This window comes from Albibacillus kandeliae (genome assembly GCF_003116585.1).
Classification (GTDB): domain Bacteria; phylum Pseudomonadota; class Alphaproteobacteria; order Rhodobacterales; family Rhodobacteraceae; genus Albibacillus; species Albibacillus kandeliae.
Genome location: NZ_QEHM01000009.1, coordinates 178,251 through 198,877 on the forward strand (window position 1 = coordinate 178,251; position 20,627 = coordinate 198,877).

Here is a 20,627-nt window from a genome sequence, read left to right on the forward strand (position 1 = left end):
GGAAAAGGGGAGAGGACGTTGCCTCGCGGCCTAGGTAGGCCCTTGCCGCTGCCGGGGCAAGGGCGCCCGCCTCGTTCCTTGCTGAAGGTGATAAAAAGACCACCGGCCGGGGGTGCAGTCCGGTCCGGTGGTCAGGGGGCGTCACGGCCGAGGGGATCAGGCCGTGGCTGCCATGCGGGACGGCCGAAAGGTGGCGTCAGAGCCGCTCTCGGCGTCCCTCAGGAAGGCATAGAAGGCGAGGTCGAATGCGTCGGGCTTGTTGAAGAACGGCGCATGCCGCCCGCCCATGATGTCCTGCGGCGCGCCCCGCCAGATGCTGCCGTAGTTCAGCCGAGCGATATAGCCGTGGTTCAGGAACGGATCGTCGCTGCCGTTCAGGATCGCGAAGGGAATGCGCCCCTCGGCCAGCATCCGCATCTGCCGCGGCCAGTCGATGATCGAGATCTTGGTCATCATGTAGACGCGGGCGCGCCCGTCGGTGCGCGGCAGGTTGCGGTGCATGAAGGCGCTGTCGGCCGAGATCGGCGCGGTGGCGCTGTTGCCGTAGTCGCGCGCCTCCTGACGCGAGAAGTACTGCTTGCCCGCCAGCACGAGGTGCGAGTCCGGGTTGTAGCCGTTGCCGAAGTCCTCCGGCACCACGGCCAGCGGCGGCGTCCCCGCAATGGCGAGCGCCGTCACCTCGACATTGCCGCGCGCCGCCAGTTCCAGCGCCACGTAACCGCCCAGCGACCAGCCGAAGACGGCGACCTTGTCGACACCGCAGTCGGCCAGCACCGCCTCGGCGATCTCGGCATAGGCGGCAACGTTGTAGGTGGTCTCCGGGTCGCCATTGCCCGACACGCCGTGCCCCGGCAGGTCGAAGGCGATCACGCGATGGGTGTCCGACATGCTGCGGAACTGCTTGTAGAAGGCCTCCTTGCAGGCCGAGTTGCCGTGGCAGAACAGCAGCGCGGGCTTCTCCGCCTCGCCGGTGTCGGCCACCGCGATCTCGGCAAAGCGGGTGCGGATCATCCGCTCCGTCGCCCCCGTCAGCGCCTCGCGCTCGGCCCGGCCCCGGTTGCGGCGCAGCCGCGCCAGAGTGCCGGTCCGCACATTGTCCACCGCCTCGCGGATCTCCTGGATCGCGGCCCAGAGCCCGCCGGGATAAAGCACCACCACAAGGATGATGGCGACCGAGATGACGATGTTCTGCCATGCGCCAAAGCCCGAGAGCCATTCCGAGATCACCGAGATGCCGAAGGCGGCGATCACCGGGCCCCAGATGGTCCCGGCACCGCCCATCAGCAGGATCGAGAGCAGCAGGGTCAGGAAACCCATGCCGAAGGCATCGGGCGAGGCGACCCGCAGGTAGGCCGCGTAGAAGGCCCCGGCCAGCCCGGTGAAGACGGCGCTTGCCATCAGCGTCAGCGCCCGGGTCCGCGCCTCGGAAATCCCGCGCGCAATGGCGTAATACTTGTTGTCCTTCAGCGCCACGGTGGCACGCCCCAACCGCGAGCGGGTGACGAGGTAGAGGAACAGGATGTTCGCCGCCAGCAGCCCCAGCCCGACAAAGTAGTAGCCGATCCGCCCGTCGCCGGAGAGCCGGTAGCCGTTGATCGTCAGCGTCGGCAGGGTGACCATGCCGCTGGTGCCCCCGGTCACCGAAGAGGCCGAGATCACGATCAGGTAAAGCAGTTGCGAGAAGGCGATGGTCACGAGGATCACGTAGATCCCGTCAAGCCGCAGCACCGGGATCGAGATCAGCAGCGCCACGAAGGCCGAAGTGAAGCCGCCCGCCAGAATGGCGAGCCAGGGTGAGACGCCAAGCGTCTTGGCCAGGATGGCATAGGTGTAGATGCCCACCGCAAACAGCGCGACATGGGCGAAGTTGAACAGCCCACCAAAGCCCAGCGAGAAATCCCAGCTGGTGGCCACGATGGCAAAGACGAAGGCCAGGATCATCACGTGCCGGAAGTAGGTCGCCTCGAACACGAAGGGATAGGCGACCAGCGCCACGACCGCGAGCAGCAGCGGCCACAGACCCTGGGTCTTCTGGAGGGGAGGGTCGTAACGCATCAGAGGGTCCTTTGATACTTGCCGAACAGCCCCTCGGGCTTGACCAGCAGCACCACGATCATGGTGACGAAGAGAACGGCGGGCGCCCAGTAGACGCCGAAGATGTAGGTCGAAAAGGCTTCGAGCAGTCCAATGATGAAGGCCGCGTAGATCGGGCTCGAAAACCGCGCCACGCCACCGAAGATCACCACCACCAGCGCCTTCATCAGCGGCTCGGACCCCATCGCCGGGTGCATGAAGCGGATGGTCCCGAGGAAGATGCCGGCCAGCCCGGCGGTCAGCGCCGACAGGCCAAAGGCGATGGCGTAGAGCTTGGGCACGTCGAGCCCGAGCAACTGCGCGGCCTCGCGGTTCTGGCTGACCGCCCGCATCGAGCGTCCGGGCCGCGAGTAGCGCAGGAACATCCCGATCCCCAGCAGGATCGCCAGCACGAGCACCAGCAGGAGGATCTCGGCCGTGGTCAGGTGCAGCCCGGCAAGGTCGACCTCGCCACGGGTCAGCGGCTCGATCTGCTTGGACCGGGGCCCCCAGATCAGCAGCAGACCGTTCTCGAGGATGGTGGAGCCCGCCAGCGTGGTGATCACCGCGATCAGCACCACGTCGCTGCGCCGCTCGAAGGGTTTGACCAGCAGGAAGTGCAGGATGACGCCCACGAGGAACATCACCGCGCAGGTCAGCAGCACGGCGGGCAGCATCGGCCAGCCGAGGGCGTCCGCGCTGGAGAACTGCCAGGCGACATAGGCCCCCAGCGCGATGAAGGCGCCGTGGGCGAAGTTGAAGATGCCGAGGGTGGTCCAGACCAGCGAAAGGCCGGTCGCCATCAGGGCGTAGAGGGCGCCGAGGATCAGTCCGCCCTTGATGATCGAGATGAGTGTGATCGGGTCCATCAGTGCCGCTCTCCGAAGAGCATGACCATCAGGGTCTCGTGGTCCGGCATCTCGTCGCGCGACATGCGGCCCGAGATGCGCCCGTGGTCGAAAAGGTAAAGGGTGTCGATGATCTGTTCGAGGAAGGCGACGTCCTGGTCGATCAGGATGATCGGCAGCCCGGTCTTGCGGATCTCCAGGATCGCGCCGCAGAGCTCCTGCCGGATCTTCGGCGACAACCCCAGCGTGGGTTCGTCGAGGATCAGCATCCGGGGCGCCGCGATCAGCCCGGCGGCGATCGAGACCATCTGCCGTTCGCCCCCCGACAGGAAACGTATCTTGTGATCCCGGCGCTCGGCCACCCGCGGGAACAGCTGCTGCACCTCGGCCACGCTCCAGCCGCGGCGGCCCGAGGCCGCGCTGACCGCGATCGACAGCGTTTCGGTCACCGTGAGCTCGGGAAACAGCAGGTTGCCCTGCTGAACGTGGATCAGCCCCGCGCGCGCGACCTTCTTGGGGTCCATCCGCCGCCGGGTCACCGCGTCGTAGTTGAAGTTCCGCCACTTCCGGCTGCCGCGCCGGCCCTCGCGGTTCATCCGCTCGCCGTCGAAGAAGATGTCGCCCTGCCACGGGTCGATCAGCCCGCTCAGGGTGCGCAGCAGCGTCGTCTTGCCATGCCCGTTGGGCCCGAAGATGCCGATGCTCTCCGCCGCCGAGACCTGCAGGTCCACGTGCTGGAAGATCTGCACCGGCTCGTATCCGCCCGAGAGATCCCGGACATCCAGCATCACCTCGCTCATGCCTGCACCCCCAGGTAGGCTTCGGTCACCACCGGGTCCGCGATGACCTCCTGCGGTATCCCGTTGGCGATCATCCGGCCCTGGTCCAGCACCATCAGCCGGTCCGACACGTCCATCAACAGCGCCAGCACGTGTTCGATCAGGACGATGGTCACCCCGGCGCCGCGCACCGAGAGGATGATCTGCTTCATCCGGTCGATCTCGGGCCCGGTCAGGCTCGAGGCCGGTTCGTCCATCAGCAGGACACGGGGCTTCAGCGCCAGGGCGCTCGCGATCATCAGCTGCTTGCGATAGAACACCGGCAGCGCCCCGGCAGAGAGGTTGTGCATCGTCGCCGGGAAGCCGACGAGGTCCAGCATCGCCTCGGCATCCCCGACCTGCTGGTCGAAGGCAAGGCGCGGGCTGCGGCTCTCGACAGCCACGAGAATGTTGTCGATGGCGCTGAGATTGCTGAACACGTTCTCGCGCTGAAAGGTGCGTGCGATCCCAGCAAGGGCGATGCCATGCGGCGAGAGCCCCTGCATCGGGCGGCCCTCCAGCTGCACGGTGCCGCCGGTGGCGGCAAAGGGCACCTTGGTGATGATGTTGAACAGCGTGCTCTTGCCGCTGCCGTTCGGTCCGGCCACGCCAAAGATCTGGCCGGCCTCGACATCGAAACTGACATGGTCGACGGCGGTCAGGCCGCCGAACCGCTTGGTGATCTCGCGGACGGAGAGGAGGGGGTCTGCCATGCGGGGCTCGCAGCTTGGCCCCGCCGCGCACCGTCTTAATACGGGCGCGGCGGGGGAGGGTTGGTTTACTTCGCGCTCATCCAGGGCGGGGTCTGGAACGCGCCGGTGGCGTATTTCTCGGGCCCGACCATGATCCGGGCGCCATCGCGCAGCTGCCAGAAGGTCACCGGCATGTAGTCGTTCCCGGCCTTGGCCACGTGGGTTTCCGGTGTGAACTCGACCACCCCGGCGACGGTCTCCGCGGTGCTCGCACCGATGGCCTTGCCGATGGCGTCGTGATCGGTCGGATCACCGACCTCTTCCAGCGCCTTGAAGTACATGTTCGCCATCTCGTAGAGGCCGACCCCGTAGGCACCGGACTCCATGTCGAACTTGTCACGATAGGCCTGCATCAGCTCCTGCCCGCGCGGCCACTTGTCGGTGTCGAGCGGCCCGCCGATCAGGTTGTAGAGCACGCCGGTCGACTGCGCGCCGGTCAGGTCGACGAACTCGGGCACCGAGGGGGCGTACTGCAGGAACACGAGGCTGTTGGTCGGCGCTTCGAGGAACTGCTTCAGGAACAGGGCCGAGTTGCCGGGGATATAGTCGGTGTTCACCACCAGGTCCGGCTGGGTCTCGGCCACCTTGGCCAGGATCACCTTCCAGTCGCTGACCTCGCCAAAGGGCACCATCTCGTCCACCACGATGTCCCAGCCGCCGGCGGCAAAGCTCGCCTTCATGCCTTCCGAGATCGTCTTGGAATAGGGGTTGTCCGACGAGATCATGGCGATCTTCTTGCCCGACAGGTCCACCTTGCCCGCGGCTTCGAGGCTCTCGACCATCGGCAGCACGTCGGTCTCGTAGCCCTTGAAGTCGGCGGTGTAGGACCAGCAGCAGTTGTAGTAGTCCGGGTCCTGGCTGACGATCGCCGCGAAGGCGGGCGAGGGGCCTGCGGCCATGTAGGGCATGTTCGCCTCGGCCATCAGGTCGACCTCGAACATCGAGAGGCTCGCATAGCCGGTCAGGATCACCTCGACCCCGTCGGTACCCAGCAGCCGCTCCACGGCGCTCGACACGTTGGCGGCCGAGTGGTCCTTCACGTCGGCCACTTCGACTTCAAAGGTGTAGCCGGCCACGCCGCCCTTGGCATTGGCCTCTTCCACGGCCCATTGCACGCCGCGCAGGAATTCCTCTCCGTCCGAGGCGGTGGCGCCGGTCAGCGGTGCCAGGACGCCGATCTTCACGACCTCCGCCTGCACAAGACCGGCCCCGAGGATCAGGGCGGCCGAAGCGGCGCCGATCCGGGTCGATAGTTTTTTCAGCATCTTGCAACTCCCAGGTTTTATGGGAGGGATTATCGCGGTCGGCCGGGGGCGGCGGTACTAGCAGATGTTGCAAAAAATTCACGCGAGGCGTTAGATATCTGCCGGAACCGCCGCGCCGGACGGGCGTGCGGCGGTGGCGACGGTCGGGTCAACGGATATGGCGGCACTGGGGGAACTGGACTTTTCGGCACGGACGCAGGGCGGCGTCCCGGGCGTGGCCATGTCCGACGTCGAAGGCTTCCTGCACCGCAACGGGTTGAAATACTTCAGTTTCGCCGTCACCCGCCGCGGCCTCGACAAGGCGGTGAACCCGACCATCGAGCTCAAGACCAACTACAAGGACGCCTGGGCCGACCGCTACCGCGAGCGCCGCTACGACCAGCTCGACCCGCTGGTCCAGCTCTCGCGCTCCGAAACGACTCCGATCATCTGGGGCTCGGATTCCTTCCTGCGACGGCTCGGCAAGCGGCAGTATCACTTCTTCATGGAAGCTCGCGAGTTCGAGGTCCGCTGCGGCGCCTCCTTCCCGATGCGGGCGGTCGACGGCACCGTCGGCCTCGTCACCTACACCAGCGACGAGGAGGACGTGCTGCTCGACGTGCTGAACGAACGCGGCCCGCAGCTGCTCGTCGCCGCCCACCAGATCGCTGACGGCTACGCCGCGACCGAGGCGGCGCCCGAGCCCGAGGGCAACCCGCTCTCCCCCCGCGAGCGCGAGGCACTGATCTGGGTCGCCGAGGGCTGCACCAGCGAGGAGGTGGCGGAGCGCATGTTCATCACCACCTCGGCGGTGAACTACCACCTCGGCAACGCGACCCGGAAACTGCGCGCCCGCAACCGTCACCACGCCGCGCTCACCGCGCTGAAACTGCGCTATATCTGATCCCGCGACCTTGCGGCGCCGGACCTTTCCCTGCAGGCTGACCCCATGACTGACGCTCCTCCTGATGCCGCCCTGCGCCGGGCCGTCCGCCCGGTGATCGCCTATCCCGACGACACCCTGCCGCGTCCCGACCTCGCGCTCTACCGTCAGGCCCGGGCGGGCGCGATCAAGACCGGCGAGGTGCTGGTCCCGCCGCGCGACGCCGCCTGTTTCGAGGTGCCCGCCGGGCAGTTCTTCCGCATCACCTCGGTCGAGGGCCCGCAGGTCGGCGACCTCAATCTCTGGAACCGCGACGACCTGTCCGAGCGCTTCTACTCCGGCAAGACCCGCGCCCTGCACGGCACCCACCTCGTCACCGGCGACCGCATGTGGTCGAGCTTCCCGAGCCTCCGGCCGATGGCCACGATCACCGAGGATACCCTCGGCTGGTACGGTTTCGACGATGACGGCGGCTCGGTCCACGACGTGATCGGCACCCGCTGCGATCCCTATACCGGCGCGCTGCTCTCGGGCACGCAGTACCACCACTGCTGTCATTCGAACCTCACGCGCGCCCTGGCCGACCACACGGGCCTCGGCCTCGCGGCGGCAGAACTCCACGTGCACGACGTGCTGAACGTCTTCATGTGCACCGGCTTCACCCGGGACACCGGTCAGTATTTCATGAAGGCCAGCCCGGTCCGCCCCGGCGACTACCTCGAGTTCTTCGCCGAGATCGACCTCATCGGCGCGCTCAGCGCCTGTCCTGGCGGCGATTGCAGCGCCGAACATTCAAGCGACACCGCGGCCTGCTATCCGATGCTGGTGGAAATCTTCGCGCCTGCGCCGGGCGCGCTCGGGGACTGGGCCTCGCCGCCCGTCAATAGCTATGACCGGAGCCACGGGCGCGGCTGACCTTCTTTGGGTTGCAAGTATCCCGGGGGGTGCGGGGGGCAGCGCCCCCCGCGTCGACCGTCTCGCCGTGGCGGTCCGGTCTTCAGTCTCTCCGCAAGCGGGGATGGCTCAGGCGAACGCCGCCTCCAGCGCGATCTCGACCATGTCGCCGAAGCTGGTCTCGCGCTGGTCCGAAGGCAGCGCCTCGCCGGTCAGCAGGTGGTCCGACACGGTCAGCACCGCCAGCGCCCGCCGCCGGTAGCGCGCGGCGAGGATGTAGAGCTCGGCCGCTTCCATCTCGACCCCGAGGATGCCGTGGCGGGTCATCTCGGTGTTCAGATCCGGCCGTTCGTCATAGAAGGTATCGGACGAATAGATCCCCCCCACATGCGTCGGGGTGCCCCTGGCCTCGGCGGCGGCGGCGGCGGCGCGCAGCAGCGACCAGTCGGCGGAGGGGGCGAAATTGAGTTCCCGAAAGATGCCGAGCGAGGGCGTGCTCATGGTGGTCGCCGTCATCGCGAGGATCACGTCCCGCACCTTGACCGCATCCTGCATCCCGCCGCACGACCCGATCCGGATCAGCGTCTTGGCGTCGTAGTCGCGGATCAGCTCGTTCACGTAGATCGAGAGCGAAGGCATTCCCATGCCGCTGCCCTGGATGGTGACCCGGTTCCCCTTCCACGTGCCGGTGAAGCCCAGCATGCCGCGCACCTCGTTCACCAGGCGCACGTCCGTCAGGAAGGTTTCAGCCGCCCACCGGGCGCGATAAGGATCGCCGGGAAGCAGAACGGTTTCGGCGATATCGCCCGGCTTTGCGCCGATATGGACTGTCATGTCGCGGTGTCGTTCTCAGAGCTCGAGCTGTTCCGGCAACATGCCCTTGGCCATCGCGTCATGATACCACTGGGGTTTCCGACCGAGACCCGACCAGGTCTGAATGGGGTTCTCGGGATTGCGGTATTTCGCTTCAGACTTAGAGCGCTTTCCCCGCATCTTGCGTTTTCGCCCCTCCCCGGTCAGTTCATCAAGCGAGAAGCCGTACTTTGCCGCGGCATCTTCGGCTGCTTTGAGGGCGCTCGTGCGCTCGCGTTCCGCGGCTTGCACGATTTCCTTGTCCACTTCGTCGCGCAGCTCCAGCAACTCGCTGCGCGACATGGTCTTGAGATCTACTGCCATGCTTTGTTTCCCGTATCCTTGGCTGTCTGTCGCTATTTAGCGTCAGCTCTGCTACAATAGTGACATTAGCCAGAAAAGGGTCGCAACGGAAAAATATTCTCTACTGGGCAGCCACCTGTGGCGGGTTTGCAAGGGAAACGATATCGCGCATGATGGAATTCAGCTCGAAATCCTTTGGCGTATAGACTTTCGCAACTCCCATGGCGATCAATTCCCGGCAGTCCTCCGTCGGAATAATTCCGCCTACGACCACGGGAATGTGAACCAGCCCCTCGGCCGCGAGCCGTTCCATGACCTCCTTGACAAGTGGAATGTGGCTGCCGGAAAGAATCGAAAGTCCGACCACGTGGGCGTTTTCTTCTTTCGCCGACATCACGATTTCTTCTGGTGTCATTCGGATGCCGTTATAAGAAATATCCATTCCGCAATCCCGGGCGCGGACCGCAATTTGCTCGGCGCCGTTGGAATGCCCGTCGAGCCCGGGTTTCCCGACAAGGAATTTCAGCCGCCGCCCGAGAGCATCGCTGGCGGCATTCACCGCGTCGCGAATGTCGTCCAGCCCCTCGGTCTGGTTCGAGGGCGACCCCGAGACCCCGGTCGGCCCGCGATAGGTGCCGAACACCCGGCGCATCTCTTCCGCCCACTCGCCGGTGGTGACCCCCGCTTTTGCAGCGACAATCGAAGGCTCCATAACGTTTTTCCCGGTCTGCGCCGCCTCGCGCAGCGCGGCCAGCGCGGCCTCGACGGCGGCGGCATCGCGCCCCGCGCGCCAGGCGTTCAGACGGTCGATCTGATCCTGTTCCACTGCCGGGTCGACGACCATGATGCCGCCGTCTTCGCTCATCAGCGGGGAGGGTTCGGTGGTCGTGAATTTATTAACTCCGACCACCACGGTTTCCCCGCCCTCGATGCGGTTCAACCTATCCGAGTTGGATTCAACCAGTCGCGATTTCATGTATTCGATTGCAGAGATCGCGCCGCCCATACTTTCCAGGTTATCTAATTCGGCGCGGGCGCCTTTCTTCAATTCCTCGACCTTCGCGTCAACGACCGGGTTATTGTCGAACAGATCGCCATACTCCAAAAGATCAGTTTCGTAGGCAAGTATCTGCTGCATTCTCATGGACCACTGCTGGTCCCAGGGGCGCGGCAGGCCCAGCGCCTCGTTCCAGGCGGGCAGCTGGACGGCCCGGGCGCGTGCCTTTTTCGAGAGTGTGACGGCCAGCATTTCAATCAGGATGCGATAGACGTTGTTTTCCGGCTGTTGCTCGGTCAACCCAAGTGAATTGACCTGAACCCCGTAACGGAAGCGCCGGAACTTGGCATCACTGACGCCATATCGCGTCGCACAGATCTCGTCCCACAGATCGACGAAGGCGCGCATCTTGCACATCTCGGTGACAAACCGGATGCCGGCGTTCACGAAGAACGAGATACGGCTCACCAGCAGCGGGAAATCCTCGTCCGGAACCTTGCCCCGCAATTCGTCCAGAACCGCCTGTGCGGTGGCGAGCGCAAAGGCCAATTCCTGTTCCGGCGTCGCCCCGGCTTCCTGAAGGTGATAGGAACACACGTTCATCGGGTTCCATTTCGGCACATTGAGATAGCAATAGGCCGCAACGTCGGTGATCAGCTTCAGCGAGGGCTTCGGCGGACAGATGTAAGTGCCGCGCGACAGGTATTCCTTGATGATGTCGTTCTGCACGGTGCCCTGCAGCTTCGAGATATCGGCGCCCTGTTCCTCGGCCACCGCGATGTAGAGCGCCAGCAGCCAGGGCGCCGTCGCGTTGATCGTCATCGAGGTGTTCATCTGTTCCAGCGGGATCTGGTCGAACAGCGTCCGCATGTCGCCAAGGTGCGCCACCGGCACGCCGACCTTACCCACTTCGCCCCGGGCGAGCACGTGGTCGCTGTCGTATCCCGTCTGCGTGGGCAGGTCGAAGGCGACCGAGAGGCCGGTCTGCCCTTTCGCGAGGTTGCCACGGTAGAGCGCATTCGATGCCTTGGCCGTGGAATGGCCCGCATAGGTGCGGATCAGCCAGGGGCGGTCTTTCTGGGTCTGCGTCATTGGATACCTCGTGAATCGTGTGGGTAATAATCTTGCGCTGAGTGCTTCTAAACAGAAATTATCAGCCCGTGTCAATTCGCTGCGGCGCGGCATCAGGTTGCGCCCGCGAACTGTGAAACACCGATAGATGTTTACCTGCGGTGGTGTTGCCTGCAACAAATCCTCCATGACTTCGACTGTGGAACTGCCGCTCTGGCTATTTCTGTTGATCCTGCTCTTCGCAGCGGTCACTTTCGCATCGCATTTCCTCTTCCCCTCGGTGCGCTGGTTCTTCCGCATCCGGCTCGAACGTGCAGTGGCCCGCCTTAACGAAAGGCTCGAGCGCCCGATCCAGCCGTTCAAGCTCGCCCGCCGCTACGACACCATCCAGCGCCTTATCTACGACCCCGAAGTGCTGAAGGCGGTCACCGACTACGCCGCCTCCGAGGGCGTGCCCGAGAACGTGGCAGCCGAACTGGCGCGGCGCTACGCCCGCGAGATCGTGCCCTCCTTCTCGGCCACGGCCTATTTCGGCTTCGCGATCCGCGCCGCGCGCTGGCTCGGCAACGCGCTCTACCTCGTCCGGCTCGGGCACTACGACGCCGAGGGGATCGGGCGGATCGACCCTAGGGCGACCGTGGTCTTCGTGATGAACCACCGCTCGAACATGGACTACGTGCTGGTCACCTATATCGCGGCGGAGCGTTCGGCCCTGTCCTACGCGGTCGGGGAATGGGCCCAGGTCTGGCCGCTCAGCTGGCTGATCCGCGCGATGGGCGCCTACTTCATCCGGCGCAAGTCGCGCAACGAACTCTATCGCAAGGTTCTCTCGCGCTATGTCCAGATGGCAACCGGGGCAGGGGTCACGCAGGCGATCTTCCCCGAGGGCGGGCTCTCGCGCACCGGGGCGCTGACGCCACCGCGCCTCGGCCTGCTGAAGTACGTGATCGACGGCTACCATGCCGGCGGACGCGACGTCGTCTTCGTTCCGGTCGCGCTGAACTACGACCGGGTTCTCGAAGACCGCAACCTGATCGCCGCCGCCAACCGCGAGGGGCATAGGTTCAACGCGGGGATCGGCGTGGTGATGCGGAACGCGCTGCGCCTGCTGTGGCTCCGCATGACCGGGCGCTACCACCGCTTCGGCCATGCCGCCGTCAGCTTCGGCTCGCCGGTGTCGCTCGCCAGGTTCCTCGACTCCGCTGGGGGAGAGGACGTGACCGAGGCGCTGGCCGACGACCTGATGCGCCGCATAGGCGAGGTGGTGCCGGTTCTGCCGGTTCCCATGATCTGCTGGCTGCTGCTGGAAAAGGGTCCGCTCACCCGGGTCGAGATCGAACTGGGCCTCGCGCGGATCATGGAGGCGCTGCCCTCCGCCCATATCCACCTGCCGCGAGAGAATCGCGGGCTCGCGGCCGAGACCGGCCTGCTGCAACTGACCCGCCGCCGGGTGATCCGCGAAGCGGGCGAGGTCTACGAACCCGTGCCGGAACAGATCGAAATCCTGCGCTTCTACGCGAACTCCATCCGGCACCTGTTTTCTGACGAGGAAACGATTGTTTCTGCATCTGCGAAGGAAATTTCTGCATCCGCAGGGTCATAAAATTACAAAATACCGCCAAGAGGCATTGCATTATTACTCGGTCAGCAATATCCCCTCCTGAGAACGCCGCGATTCCGCGTCGCGGCATGGCGAGCTCAAGAGGAGGCCGGCATGGCTTTGGACACCAACGTCGACATCGCGCCCTACGATGCGCCCGAGAAGGATCTCTACGAGATGGGAGAGATCCCGCCGCTCGGCTATGTCCCGAAACAGATGTACGCATGGGCTATCCGCAAGGAGCGCCACGGCGAGCCGGACTCGGCGATGCTGCAAGAGGTGGTGGACGTTCCCCAGCTCGACAGCCAGGACGTGCTGGTTCTCGTGATGGCCGCCGGGATCAACTACAACGGTGTCTGGGCCGCGCTTGGCAAGCCGATCAGCCCCTTTGACGGCCACAAGCAGCCCTATCACATCGCCGGTTCCGACGCCTCGGGCATCGTCTGGGCGGTTGGTGACAAGGTGAAGCGCTGGAAGGTCGGCGACGAGGTTGTGATCCACTGCAATCAGGACGATGGCGACGACGAGGAATGCAACGGCGGCGACCCGATGTATTCACCGAGCCAGCGGATCTGGGGCTACGAGACGCCGGACGGCTCCTTTGCCCAGTTCACCCGCGTTCAGGCCCAGCAGCTGATGCCGCGCCCCAAGCACCTGACCTGGGAAGAGAGCGCCTGCTACACCCTGACGCTCGCCACCGCCTACCGGATGCTCTTCGGCCACGAACCGCACGACCTCAAGCCCGGCCAGAACGTTCTGGTCTGGGGCGCCTCGGGCGGCCTCGGCTCCTACGCGATCCAGCTGATCAACACCGCGGGCGCCAATGCCATCGGGGTGATTTCGGATGAATCCAAGCGCCAGTTCGTGATGGACATCGGGGCCAAGGGCGTCATCAACCGCAGGGACTTCAACTGCTGGGGCCAGCTGCCCACGGTCGGCACCCCGGAATACGCCGAGTGGTTCGCCGAGGCGCGCAAGTTCGGCAAGGCCATCTGGGACATCACCGGCAAGGGCAAGAACGTCGACATGGTGTTCGAGCACCCGGGCGAGGCGACCTTCCCGGTCTCGGTCTTCGTGGTGAAGAAGGGCGGCATGGTCGTGATCTGCGCCGGCACCTCCGGCTTCAACCTGACCTTCGACGTGCGTTACATGTGGATGCACCAGAAGCGCCTGCAGGGCAGCCACTTTGCCCACCTCAAGCAGGCCAGCGCCGCCAACCAGCTGATGGTCGAGCGTCGCCTTGATCCCTGCATGTCCGAGGTCTTCTCCTGGGCCGACCTGCCGCAGGCGCACATGAAGATGATGCGCAACGAGCACAAGCCGGGCAACATGTCGGTTCTGGTGCAGTCGCCCAAGACCGGCCTGCGCACGCTGGAAGAAGTGCTCGACGCGCGGTCGTGACCGAACGACCGCTGAAACCACCGGGCCCGCGACTCAGGCAACTGGGGCGCGGGTCTTTTCGTTTCCGCGCGCCGTCATTGCCTCCAAGGGGTTGCCGGGGGCCCGCCCCGCTATTTCTGTGGAGGAGAAACTGGCGAATTTCGCCACGCCGGGAAACGCGCTAGTCTCCTCTTTACCGTTTGTTAACTTGTCCAAGGCGACTGTGATGACACAGAATGACTGGATACTGGACGTACTCGCCGACCTCAGGACCTTTGCACGCGCGAACGCTCTGAACGCGCTGGCCGAGCAGCTGGATGATACCACGCTGGTCGCCGCGGCCGAGTTATCGTCCAGGGCAAACGAGGCGTACGCGCACTACGATGGTGACGAAGGACAAGCTGAACAAGCTGCTCGCCGAGCTGGAGGCGACCACCACCCTTGAAGGCCTGCAAAAGACAATCGTGCGGAGCCGCCACGTGTTCGGCGTGGATCACATCGTCTATCACTGGGTCGACTGCGCAGGCGAGCAATACGGCTGCGGCAGCTACTCGCTCGACTGGATCCAGCGCTATGTCGACATGAATTACCTCCGGGTCGATCCGGTGGTGATCGGCTGCTACCAGCGCTTTCACCCGATCGACTGGAAACGGCTCGACTGGTCGGGCCGCGCCGCGCGCGAGTTCTTTGCCGATGCCCAGCAATACGGGGTCGGGAACCAGGGCTATTCGATCCCCATCCGCGGCCCCAGCGGGCAGTTCGCCCTGTTCACCGCCAGCCACAACTGCGACGACGCGACATGGGCCGAGTTCATCGAGATCAACAGCCGCGACCTGCTGCTGATGGCCCACTACCTGAACCGCAAGGCGCTGGAATTCGAACCGGGCCGCCGGCCGGAACAGGTCCGCTCTCTCTCCCCGCGCGAGATCGACGCGATGACCCTGCTGGCGATGGGCTACAGCCGCGCTCAGGTGGCCAGCACCCTGTCGATCTCGGAACACACGCTGCGGGCCTACATCGAAAGCGCGCGCTTCAAGCTCGGCGCGCAGAACACCACCCACGCGGTGGCGCGGGCCATCAACTTCGGTCTGATCGTGGTCTGAACCGCACCGGGCGCGCGCCCCGTCGACAGCCGGTTAACCGCGCCGATGCTAGAACGGCCGCTCTCCTATTGGCCGGGACCTCTCCATGCTCCGTTATCTCCACGGCGATGCCCTGCACCGCCATCCGAAACTCGCCCGTACCATGTTCCGGGACCGGGCCGACCAGTTCCGCAACCGGCTGGGATGGGAGGTGCGGGTGAACGACGCGGGCGAGGAGTGGGACGAATACGATCACGCCACCACGCTCTACGTGATCTGGCAGACGTCCGGGGGCGGGCACGGGGGCTCCATGCGGTTCCTGCCGACGACCGGCCCGATCATGGTGAACGACCACTTTCCCGCGCTGACCGGAGGCCGCCCGCTCTGCGACCCATCGGTCTGGGAATGCACCCGCTTCTGTCTTGCGCCTGCCGCTGGACCAAGGGTCGCCGCCGCGCTCATGCTGGGCGGTGGCGAGCTGATGACCGGCTTTGGCGTCGCGCAGTTCGCCGGGGTCTTCGACGCCCGGATGGAACGCATCTACCGCGCCATCGGCGCCACGCCCCGCATCCTCGGATCGGACGGGGAGGGGCGGAACCGGATCAGCCTCGGCCTCTGGTCCTTCACCGAGGACGCGCGCCTGCGGGTGGCGCGCCGCGCTGGGTTGTCGCCCGTCATGGCGCGTCACTGGTTCCGCCGCGCCTTCGGCCGCGCTGCCTGACGCTTCATGTCTGGGCAAGGCTGCGCCGCCTCTCTATGGTCGCGCCATGACCGCCCCTTCGCTCCAATTTTCCGAGGATCAGGCCAGCGCCTATGACAGCATCACCGAGATGCTGCGCGCCGCGGGCGTCGATCTAGACGACAGCCTGCTGGTGCCGCCGCGCGGCAAGGAAAGCGGCGTCATGGCCGTGATCGGCAAGGCCGGCTCGGGCAAGACCCTGCTGCTGGCCGAGCTCTACAAGGCGCTGCAGAACGCCGGCGTCGAAGTGGTGTCGGGCGACTACGAAAGCCGCAAGGCGCGCGAGAAACGCACGCTCGCCATCCTCGCCCCGACCAACAAGGCCGCCAGCGTCCTGCGCCTGCGCGGCGTGCCCGCAACCACGATCCACCGCATCCTCTACACCCCGGTCTACGACCCGGATTACGAGCGCATCGCCGAATGGTTGGCGGGGGAGGGCGACAAGCCCGAGATCGAGGGGCTGAGCGAGACCGCGCTCGAGCGGGCCGAGGCGTTCTACGCCAACAACAAGTCGATCCCCGGCGCACTCGCCGCTGCCGGTCTGCGCGGCTCGGATTTCATCACCGGCTGGAAACGGCGGGAAGAACCGCTCGACATCGGCTTCGTCGACGAAGCCTCGATGCTCGACGACCGCCAGTTCGACGACCTGAAGGAAATCTTCCCGAACCTCCTGCTGTTCGGCGATCCGGCCCAGCTCGCCCCGGTGAACCAGTCCGGCGCGATGGTCTTCGACTCGCTGCCGGAACCGCGCAAGCTGGTGCTGCACCGCATCCACCGGCAAGAGGCCGACAACCCGATCCTCGACCTCGCCCATGCTCTGGCCGATCCGGCGCTCGAGTTCCACGATTTCGAACGCATGGTGGAGGAGACCGCCAAGCGCGATGACCGCGTGGTCTGGGGCCAACGGGTCGAGGTCGACCTGATGGCGCGCAGCCCGGTCCTGGTCTGGCGCAACGCCACCCGCATCCGCCTGATCAACGCCTTCCGCGCGGTCTACGGCGCGCCCGAGGACGAACTGCTGGCCGGCGAGCCGCTGATCTGCGACGGGCTGGAACTGCCGCTGAAGCACCGCAAGAAACGGCTGGACCTCGAAGCGCGCGGGCTGATCAAGGGCGCGCAGGTGATCTACCTCGGGCCCGGCCGCAAGCCCGGGTTTTCCAAGCTGCACGTGATGGGCGCCGAGGACCCGCAGGTCAGCGCCGCCTCCATAGTCAAGATCGAGAAGCCGGACGAGGAAGAACCCTTCATTCCCTTCGCCGCGCGCATGGGTGCCACCTTCCTGCACGGCGCGGCCTGTACCATCCACAAGGCGCAGGGGTCGCAATGGGACACGGTGCAGGTCTTTGCGCCCGACCTCTACACCGCGGCCCGCATGGGGCGTGTCGAGGCAGGGCAGCCGCTGTGGAAACGGCTGGCCTACGTCGCCATCACCCGCGCGCAGGAACGGCTGATCTGGGTGGTGCGGGCCCGGCTGTCCAAGCCCTCGTACGGGTTGCGCACCGACGATCTCAAGGCGCCCGCCGTGGCGCTCAAGCTGGAAAGCGAGGAGCTATGAAGTCGATCCTGATCACCGGTGCCAGTTCCGGCATCGGCCGCGCCACCGCCGAACTGTTCCTGTCGGAGGGATGGCGCGTCGGTCTTCTGGCGCGCTCGGCGGACAAGCTGCAAGAGATCGCGGCAACCAGCCCCAACGCCGTCGTCCTGCCCGCCGACGTGACCGACGCGGCGGCGGTCGAGGCGGCCTTTGCCACCTTCACGGGGCAGGCCGGGCATCTCGACGTGCTGTTCAACAACGCCGGTATCTTCACCCCGCAGGGCACCATCGACGAGATCCCGCTGCAGGACTGGCACGATGCCGTGGCGGTGAACCTCACCGGCATGTTCCTTGCCGCGCGCTGTGCCTTCGCCGCAATGCGCGCGCAGAGCCCGCAGGGCGGGCGGATCATCAACAACGGCTCGATCTCGGCCCATGTGCCGCGCCCCGGTTCGGTCACCTACACGGCGACCAAGCACGCGGTGACCGGGCTGACCCGCACCCTCTCGCTCGACGGACGCCCCTTCGACATCGCCTGCGGCCAGATCGACATCGGCAACGCCGAGACGCCGATGGTCACCGGGCTGAAACAGCGGGCCGAAGCGGAAGGGGGCGAGGTGCCGCAGACGATGGACGTGATGGAGGCGGCGCGCTCGGTGCTGCACATGGCCTCGATGCCGCTCTCGGCCAACGTGCAGTTCATGACCGTGATGGCCACCAAGATGCCCTACATCGGCCGGGGCTGAGGACCGCCCGCGCCGACCTACGAGTTGCGCAACAACCTGAACGCCTCCGAGGCGCCCCAGCCCGCCGCAACGGCGATGGCCAGCGACATCAGCCCGTAAAGCATCGGCTGATTGCGCGACAGCGAGTAGAGCAAGCGCTCCAGCCCGACCTTGCGCACCTCGATCTCCGTCTCGTAGTTCGAGATCACGTCGCCGCCCCGGGTCAGAAAGATGCGCGTCTTGTAACGCCCCTCGGTCAGGTTCGCGGGCAGCCGCAGCGAGGTGCGGAACAGGGTCTGCTCGTCCAGTTCCACACCGCCCTCGTCCTCTAGGTAAAGGCCCCGGTGCTGACGGATCCGGATCAGCGCATCGGTGAACCGCTCGGCGTCGAGGATGTTCGACGGCGCGCCGACCGAACGGATCGCGCGGTTGATCGAGATCTTGTAGCGCAGGTCCTCGATGTCCTTCAGCACATCCGTCATCGGCCCGGTGGTGGCCACGGCATAAAAGCTCGGCGCCACGTCCACGTCGACGGAATCGCGGTTCACCCAGATCCCGAAGGTCCGCTCCTTGCGGCGCACGGTGACGGCGGTGGAGGGGCCGGTCACGGTGATGATCACCTCCAGCGGCAGGTCCTGCCGGATTGGTTCCTCACGCTTGACGGCGCCAAAGATCAGCAGCTCGGAGCCGTCGAAGTTCGCGGTGATCGCCACGTTGTTGCGCGACAGGCCCAACACCACTTCCTCGGCCTGGCCGAGGGCGGGGAGGAGGGTCAGCAGGAGAACCAGCAGCAGGCGCATCGCTCAGCCCTCGCCGACCGGAGCGAGCGTGTAGAGCTCGCTCGGATGCAGCACCAGTTCAAGCCCCAGCTTGACGCAGACCATGACAACCAGCAGCGCCAGCAGGATCCGCAGCTGCTCGGCCTTCATCCGGGTGCCGATCTGGGTGCCGAACTGGGCCCCGATCACGCCGCCGATCAGCAGCAGCAGGGCCAGCACCACGTCGACGGTGTAGTTGGTGGTGGCGTGCAGGAAGGTGGTGAAACCCGCGACAAAGATGATCTGGAACAGCGAGGTGCCGATCACGACCTTGGTGGGCATGTGCAGCAGGTAGATCATCGCCGGCACCATGATGAAGCCCCCGCCAACCCCCATCACCGCCGAGAGGATGCCGACGGCGAAGCCGACGAAGATCGGAGGAATGACCGAGATGTAGAGCCCCGAGGTCCGAAAACGCATCTTGAAGGGCAGGGCATGGACCCAGTTGTGCTTGTTCCGCTTCACCGGAGCGCTGCGCCCGGCCTTGGCGGCCTGGCGGCTGCGGCGGATCGCATTGGCGCTCTCGATGAACATCAGCCCGCCGACGATGCCGAGGAAGACGACATAGCAGAGCCGGACCAGCAGATCGACCTGTCCGAGCGATTTGAGGTAGTTGAAGACCACGACCCCCAGCGCGGCGCCCATCAGGCCGCCCACCAGTGTCACGCATCCCATCTTCAGGTCCACCGTGCGCCGTCGGAAATGCGCCAGCACGCCCGAGATCGAAGAGGCGACGATCTGGTTGGCCGAGGTGGCCACGGCGACCGCAGGCGGAATGCCGATGAAGAACAGCAGCGGGGTGATCAGGAACCCGCCTCCCACCCCGAACATGCCCGAGAGGACGCCTACCAGCCCCCCCAGTCCCAGGAGGAGAAACGCATTGACCGAGACCTCGGCGATGGGGAGGTAGATTTGCATGGCTGTTCCTAGTCGCTCTGCTCCACCGAAATCAATGCTGCGCCTGCAAAATCTGCCGGGAGGTCCGACAGGTCGCAGGAAACTGGACTTATCGGGCCCGGCGGCGCACGCCGGGGCCCCTCTGTGTCAGCGTTCCTTGACGTAGGGTTCGCCCCCCGCGCGCGGCGGGATGGCCTTGCCGACGAAACCTGCGAGAATCACCACGGTCAGGATGTAGGGCAGGGCGTCCATCACCTGCACCGGGATCACGAAGTCGCCAAGCTGGATGTTCTGGTAGCGCAGGGCCACGGCCTGCAGCAGACCGAAGAGCAGGCAGGCCCCCATCGACTGCCACGGGCGCCACTTGGCAAAGATCAGCGCGGCCAGCGCGATGTATCCGCGCCCGGCGGTCATGTCCTTGACGAAACCCGCCTGCAGCGCGGTGGCAAGGTAGGCGCCCGCGATGCCGCAGAGCAGCCCGCAGATGGCAACGGCGGCATAGCGCATCCCGACGACCGAGACCCCGGCGGTGTCGACCGCAGCGGGGTTCTCGCCCACCGCCCGCAGCCGCAGACCGAACCGCGTGCGGTAAAGGACCCACCAGGTGGCCGGAACGCAGAGGAAGGCGACATAGACGAGGATCGAATGGCCCGAGATCAGCTCGTAGTAGATCGGCCCCAGCAGCGGCACGTCGCGCAGCGCCTCGGCAAAGGGCAGGGTCAACGGGCTGAAGCGCCCGCCCCCGATCAGCGAGGGGGTACGCCCGCCCTGCTGGAACCAGTCCTGCGCCACCAGCACGGTCATCCCGGCGGCAAGGAAGTTGATCGCCACGCCCGAGATCAGCTGGTTGCCCCGGAAGGTGATCGAAGCAAGCCCGTGCAGCCCCGACAGCACCAGCGAGGCAACGGTGCCCGCCAGCAGCCCCAGCCAGACCGAACCGGTCACGGCGGCGATGGCGGCCGAGAAGAAGGCGGCGGCCAGCATCTTGCCTTCCAGCCCGATGTCGAAGATCCCGGCGCGTTCCGAGAACAGGCCGGCAAGGCAGGCCAGCAACAGCGGCGTCGACAGGCGGATCGTCGAATCCAGCACCTGGATGATGGTCAGGAAATCCATGTCG

The 20,627-nt window shown here is 65.7% G+C and carries 19 protein-coding genes; 8 read left to right on the forward strand and 11 right to left on the reverse strand.

Annotation, left to right across the window (positions count from 1 at the left end; all coding sequences use genetic code 11):
• Positions 1-156 precede the first annotated feature (156 nt).
• The 5 genes from DDT93_RS20485 to DDT93_RS20505 all read right to left on the reverse strand — a co-directional run bounded on the left by DDT93_RS20485 (position 157) and on the right by DDT93_RS20505 (position 5,756).
• Positions 157-2,055 (reverse strand): alpha/beta fold hydrolase, encoded by a 1,899-nt coding sequence (locus DDT93_RS20485; RefSeq protein WP_109467753.1) that lies wholly within the window; start codon positions 2,053-2,055, stop codon positions 157-159.
• The gene (locus DDT93_RS20490) at positions 2,055-2,942 is read right to left on the reverse strand and encodes a branched-chain amino acid ABC transporter permease (protein WP_109467754.1); all 888 of its coding nucleotides are present in this window, start codon (positions 2,940-2,942) and stop codon (positions 2,055-2,057) included. The genes DDT93_RS20485 and DDT93_RS20490 overlap by 1 nt, the downstream gene beginning before the upstream one ends.
• Positions 2,942-3,721 carry an ABC transporter ATP-binding protein gene (locus tag DDT93_RS20495; RefSeq protein WP_109467755.1) on the reverse strand — a complete coding sequence of 260 codons (780 nt, stop codon included), beginning with the start codon at positions 3,719-3,721 and terminating at the stop codon, positions 2,942-2,944. Before DDT93_RS20495 ends, DDT93_RS20490 begins: the two co-directional genes overlap by 1 nt.
• Positions 3,718-4,452: an ABC transporter ATP-binding protein gene (locus tag DDT93_RS20500; RefSeq protein WP_109467756.1), complete on the reverse strand. Its 735-nt coding sequence runs from the start codon at positions 4,450-4,452 to the stop codon at positions 3,718-3,720. The genes DDT93_RS20495 and DDT93_RS20500 overlap by 4 nt, the downstream gene beginning before the upstream one ends.
• Positions 4,453-4,517: 65 nt before the next feature.
• A complete protein-coding gene (locus DDT93_RS20505; RefSeq protein ID WP_109467757.1) occupies positions 4,518-5,756 on the reverse strand; it encodes an ABC transporter substrate-binding protein in 1,239 nt (412 codons plus the stop codon).
• 157 nt (positions 5,757-5,913) lie between these two features.
• Between DDT93_RS20505 and DDT93_RS20510 the strand changes: the two genes are divergently transcribed.
• Both DDT93_RS20510 and DDT93_RS20515 read left to right on the forward strand, forming a co-directional pair.
• Positions 5,914-6,639, forward strand: a complete 726-nt coding sequence (locus DDT93_RS20510) for a LuxR family transcriptional regulator (RefSeq protein ID WP_109467758.1) — start codon at positions 5,914-5,916, stop codon at positions 6,637-6,639.
• A 45-nt stretch (positions 6,640-6,684) separates the two neighbouring features.
• Positions 6,685-7,533 (forward strand): urea carboxylase-associated family protein, encoded by an 849-nt coding sequence (locus DDT93_RS20515; RefSeq protein ID WP_109467759.1) that lies wholly within the window; start codon positions 6,685-6,687, stop codon positions 7,531-7,533.
• Between the two features lie 108 nt (positions 7,534-7,641).
• Here the strand turns inward: DDT93_RS20515 and deoD are convergent, their stop codons facing one another.
• From deoD to DDT93_RS20530, 3 genes are all read right to left on the reverse strand, one after another.
• Positions 7,642-8,346, reverse strand: a complete 705-nt coding sequence (deoD, locus tag DDT93_RS20520) for a purine-nucleoside phosphorylase (protein ID WP_109467760.1) — start codon at positions 8,344-8,346, stop codon at positions 7,642-7,644.
• A gap of 15 nt (positions 8,347-8,361) precedes the next feature.
• Positions 8,362-8,688 (reverse strand): H-NS histone family protein, encoded by a 327-nt coding sequence (locus DDT93_RS20525; protein ID WP_109467761.1) that lies wholly within the window; start codon positions 8,686-8,688, stop codon positions 8,362-8,364.
• 100 nt (positions 8,689-8,788) lie between these two features.
• Positions 8,789-11,035 carry a protein meaA gene (locus DDT93_RS20530; protein WP_332872708.1) on the reverse strand — a complete coding sequence of 749 codons (2,247 nt, stop codon included), beginning with the start codon at positions 11,033-11,035 and terminating at the stop codon, positions 8,789-8,791.
• Here DDT93_RS20530 and DDT93_RS20535 point away from each other — a divergent pair.
• The 6 genes from DDT93_RS20535 to DDT93_RS20565 all read left to right on the forward strand — a co-directional run bounded on the left by DDT93_RS20535 (position 10,923) and on the right by DDT93_RS20565 (position 17,816).
• A complete protein-coding gene (locus DDT93_RS20535) occupies positions 10,923-12,338 on the forward strand; it encodes a 1-acyl-sn-glycerol-3-phosphate acyltransferase (RefSeq protein WP_109467893.1) in 1,416 nt (471 codons plus the stop codon). The two genes, DDT93_RS20530 and DDT93_RS20535, sit on opposite strands and share 113 nt — an antisense overlap.
• Positions 12,339-12,449: 111 nt before the next feature.
• Entirely contained in the window at positions 12,450-13,736 is a 1,287-nt protein-coding gene (gene ccrA / locus DDT93_RS20540; RefSeq protein ID WP_109467763.1) for a crotonyl-CoA carboxylase/reductase, read from the forward strand.
• Positions 13,737-14,098: 362 nt separating this feature from the next.
• A complete protein-coding gene (locus DDT93_RS20550; protein ID WP_109467765.1) occupies positions 14,099-14,818 on the forward strand; it encodes a helix-turn-helix transcriptional regulator in 720 nt (239 codons plus the stop codon).
• A gap of 85 nt (positions 14,819-14,903) precedes the next feature.
• Complete coding sequence (locus tag DDT93_RS20555; protein ID WP_109467766.1) at positions 14,904-15,518, forward strand: acyl-homoserine-lactone synthase; 615 nt, start codon at positions 14,904-14,906, stop codon at positions 15,516-15,518.
• Between the two features lie 46 nt (positions 15,519-15,564).
• Positions 15,565-17,091 carry an ATP-dependent DNA helicase gene (locus DDT93_RS20560; protein ID WP_109467767.1) on the forward strand — a complete coding sequence of 509 codons (1,527 nt, stop codon included), beginning with the start codon at positions 15,565-15,567 and terminating at the stop codon, positions 17,089-17,091.
• On the forward strand, positions 17,088-17,816 hold the full coding sequence (locus DDT93_RS20565) for an SDR family oxidoreductase (RefSeq protein ID WP_109467768.1): 729 nt from the start codon (positions 17,088-17,090) through the stop codon (positions 17,814-17,816). Before DDT93_RS20560 ends, DDT93_RS20565 begins: the two co-directional genes overlap by 4 nt.
• Before the next feature lie 17 nt (positions 17,817-17,833).
• On the opposite strand, the gene DDT93_RS20570 is transcribed toward DDT93_RS20565, so the two are convergent.
• The 3 genes from DDT93_RS20570 to DDT93_RS20580 all read right to left on the reverse strand — a co-directional run bounded on the left by DDT93_RS20570 (position 17,834) and on the right by DDT93_RS20580 (position 20,623).
• Positions 17,834-18,595, reverse strand: a complete 762-nt coding sequence (locus DDT93_RS20570) for a TIGR02186 family protein (RefSeq protein WP_109467769.1) — start codon at positions 18,593-18,595, stop codon at positions 17,834-17,836.
• Positions 18,596-18,598: 3 nt separating this feature from the next.
• Positions 18,599-19,531 (reverse strand): sulfite exporter TauE/SafE family protein, encoded by a 933-nt coding sequence (locus DDT93_RS20575; RefSeq protein ID WP_109467770.1) that lies wholly within the window; start codon positions 19,529-19,531, stop codon positions 18,599-18,601.
• Between the two features lie 126 nt (positions 19,532-19,657).
• Positions 19,658-20,623 (reverse strand): ABC transporter permease, encoded by a 966-nt coding sequence (locus DDT93_RS20580; protein ID WP_109467771.1) that lies wholly within the window; start codon positions 20,621-20,623, stop codon positions 19,658-19,660.
• Positions 20,624-20,627: the final 4 nt, after the last annotated feature.

Bases quoted from the DNA above. Each gene is read 5' to 3' on its own strand.
- DDT93_RS20485 (WP_109467753.1), bottom strand. From the start codon at position 2,055: ATGCGTTACGACCCTCCCCTCCAGAAGACCCAGGGTCTGTGGCCGCTG.
- DDT93_RS20490 (WP_109467754.1), bottom strand. From the start codon at position 2,942: ATGGACCCGATCACACTCATCTCGATCATCAAGGGCGGACTGATCCTC.
- DDT93_RS20495 (WP_109467755.1), bottom strand. From the start codon at position 3,721: ATGAGCGAGGTGATGCTGGATGTCCGGGATCTCTCGGGCGGATACGAG.
- DDT93_RS20500 (WP_109467756.1), bottom strand. From the start codon at position 4,452: ATGGCAGACCCCCTCCTCTCCGTCCGCGAGATCACCAAGCGGTTCGGC.
- DDT93_RS20505 (WP_109467757.1), bottom strand. From the start codon at position 5,756: ATGCTGAAAAAACTATCGACCCGGATCGGCGCCGCTTCGGCCGCCCTG.
- DDT93_RS20510 (WP_109467758.1), top strand. From the start codon at position 5,914: ATGGCGGCACTGGGGGAACTGGACTTTTCGGCACGGACGCAGGGCGGC.
- DDT93_RS20515 (WP_109467759.1), top strand. From the start codon at position 6,685: ATGACTGACGCTCCTCCTGATGCCGCCCTGCGCCGGGCCGTCCGCCCG.
- deoD (WP_109467760.1), bottom strand. From the start codon at position 8,346: ATGACAGTCCATATCGGCGCAAAGCCGGGCGATATCGCCGAAACCGTT.
- DDT93_RS20525 (WP_109467761.1), bottom strand. From the start codon at position 8,688: ATGGCAGTAGATCTCAAGACCATGTCGCGCAGCGAGTTGCTGGAGCTG.
- DDT93_RS20535 (WP_109467893.1), top strand. From the start codon at position 10,923: ATGACTTCGACTGTGGAACTGCCGCTCTGGCTATTTCTGTTGATCCTG.
- DDT93_RS20530 (WP_332872708.1), bottom strand. From the start codon at position 11,035: ATGCGGAAGAACCAGCGCACCGAGGGGAAGAGGAAATGCGATGCGAAA.
- ccrA (WP_109467763.1), top strand. From the start codon at position 12,450: ATGGCTTTGGACACCAACGTCGACATCGCGCCCTACGATGCGCCCGAG.
- DDT93_RS20550 (WP_109467765.1), top strand. From the start codon at position 14,099: ATGGTGACGAAGGACAAGCTGAACAAGCTGCTCGCCGAGCTGGAGGCG.
- DDT93_RS20555 (WP_109467766.1), top strand. From the start codon at position 14,904: ATGCTCCGTTATCTCCACGGCGATGCCCTGCACCGCCATCCGAAACTC.
- DDT93_RS20560 (WP_109467767.1), top strand. From the start codon at position 15,565: ATGACCGCCCCTTCGCTCCAATTTTCCGAGGATCAGGCCAGCGCCTAT.
- DDT93_RS20565 (WP_109467768.1), top strand. From the start codon at position 17,088: ATGAAGTCGATCCTGATCACCGGTGCCAGTTCCGGCATCGGCCGCGCC.
- DDT93_RS20570 (WP_109467769.1), bottom strand. From the start codon at position 18,595: ATGCGCCTGCTGCTGGTTCTCCTGCTGACCCTCCTCCCCGCCCTCGGC.
- DDT93_RS20575 (WP_109467770.1), bottom strand. From the start codon at position 19,531: ATGCAAATCTACCTCCCCATCGCCGAGGTCTCGGTCAATGCGTTTCTC.
- DDT93_RS20580 (WP_109467771.1), bottom strand. From the start codon at position 20,623: ATGGATTTCCTGACCATCATCCAGGTGCTGGATTCGACGATCCGCCTG.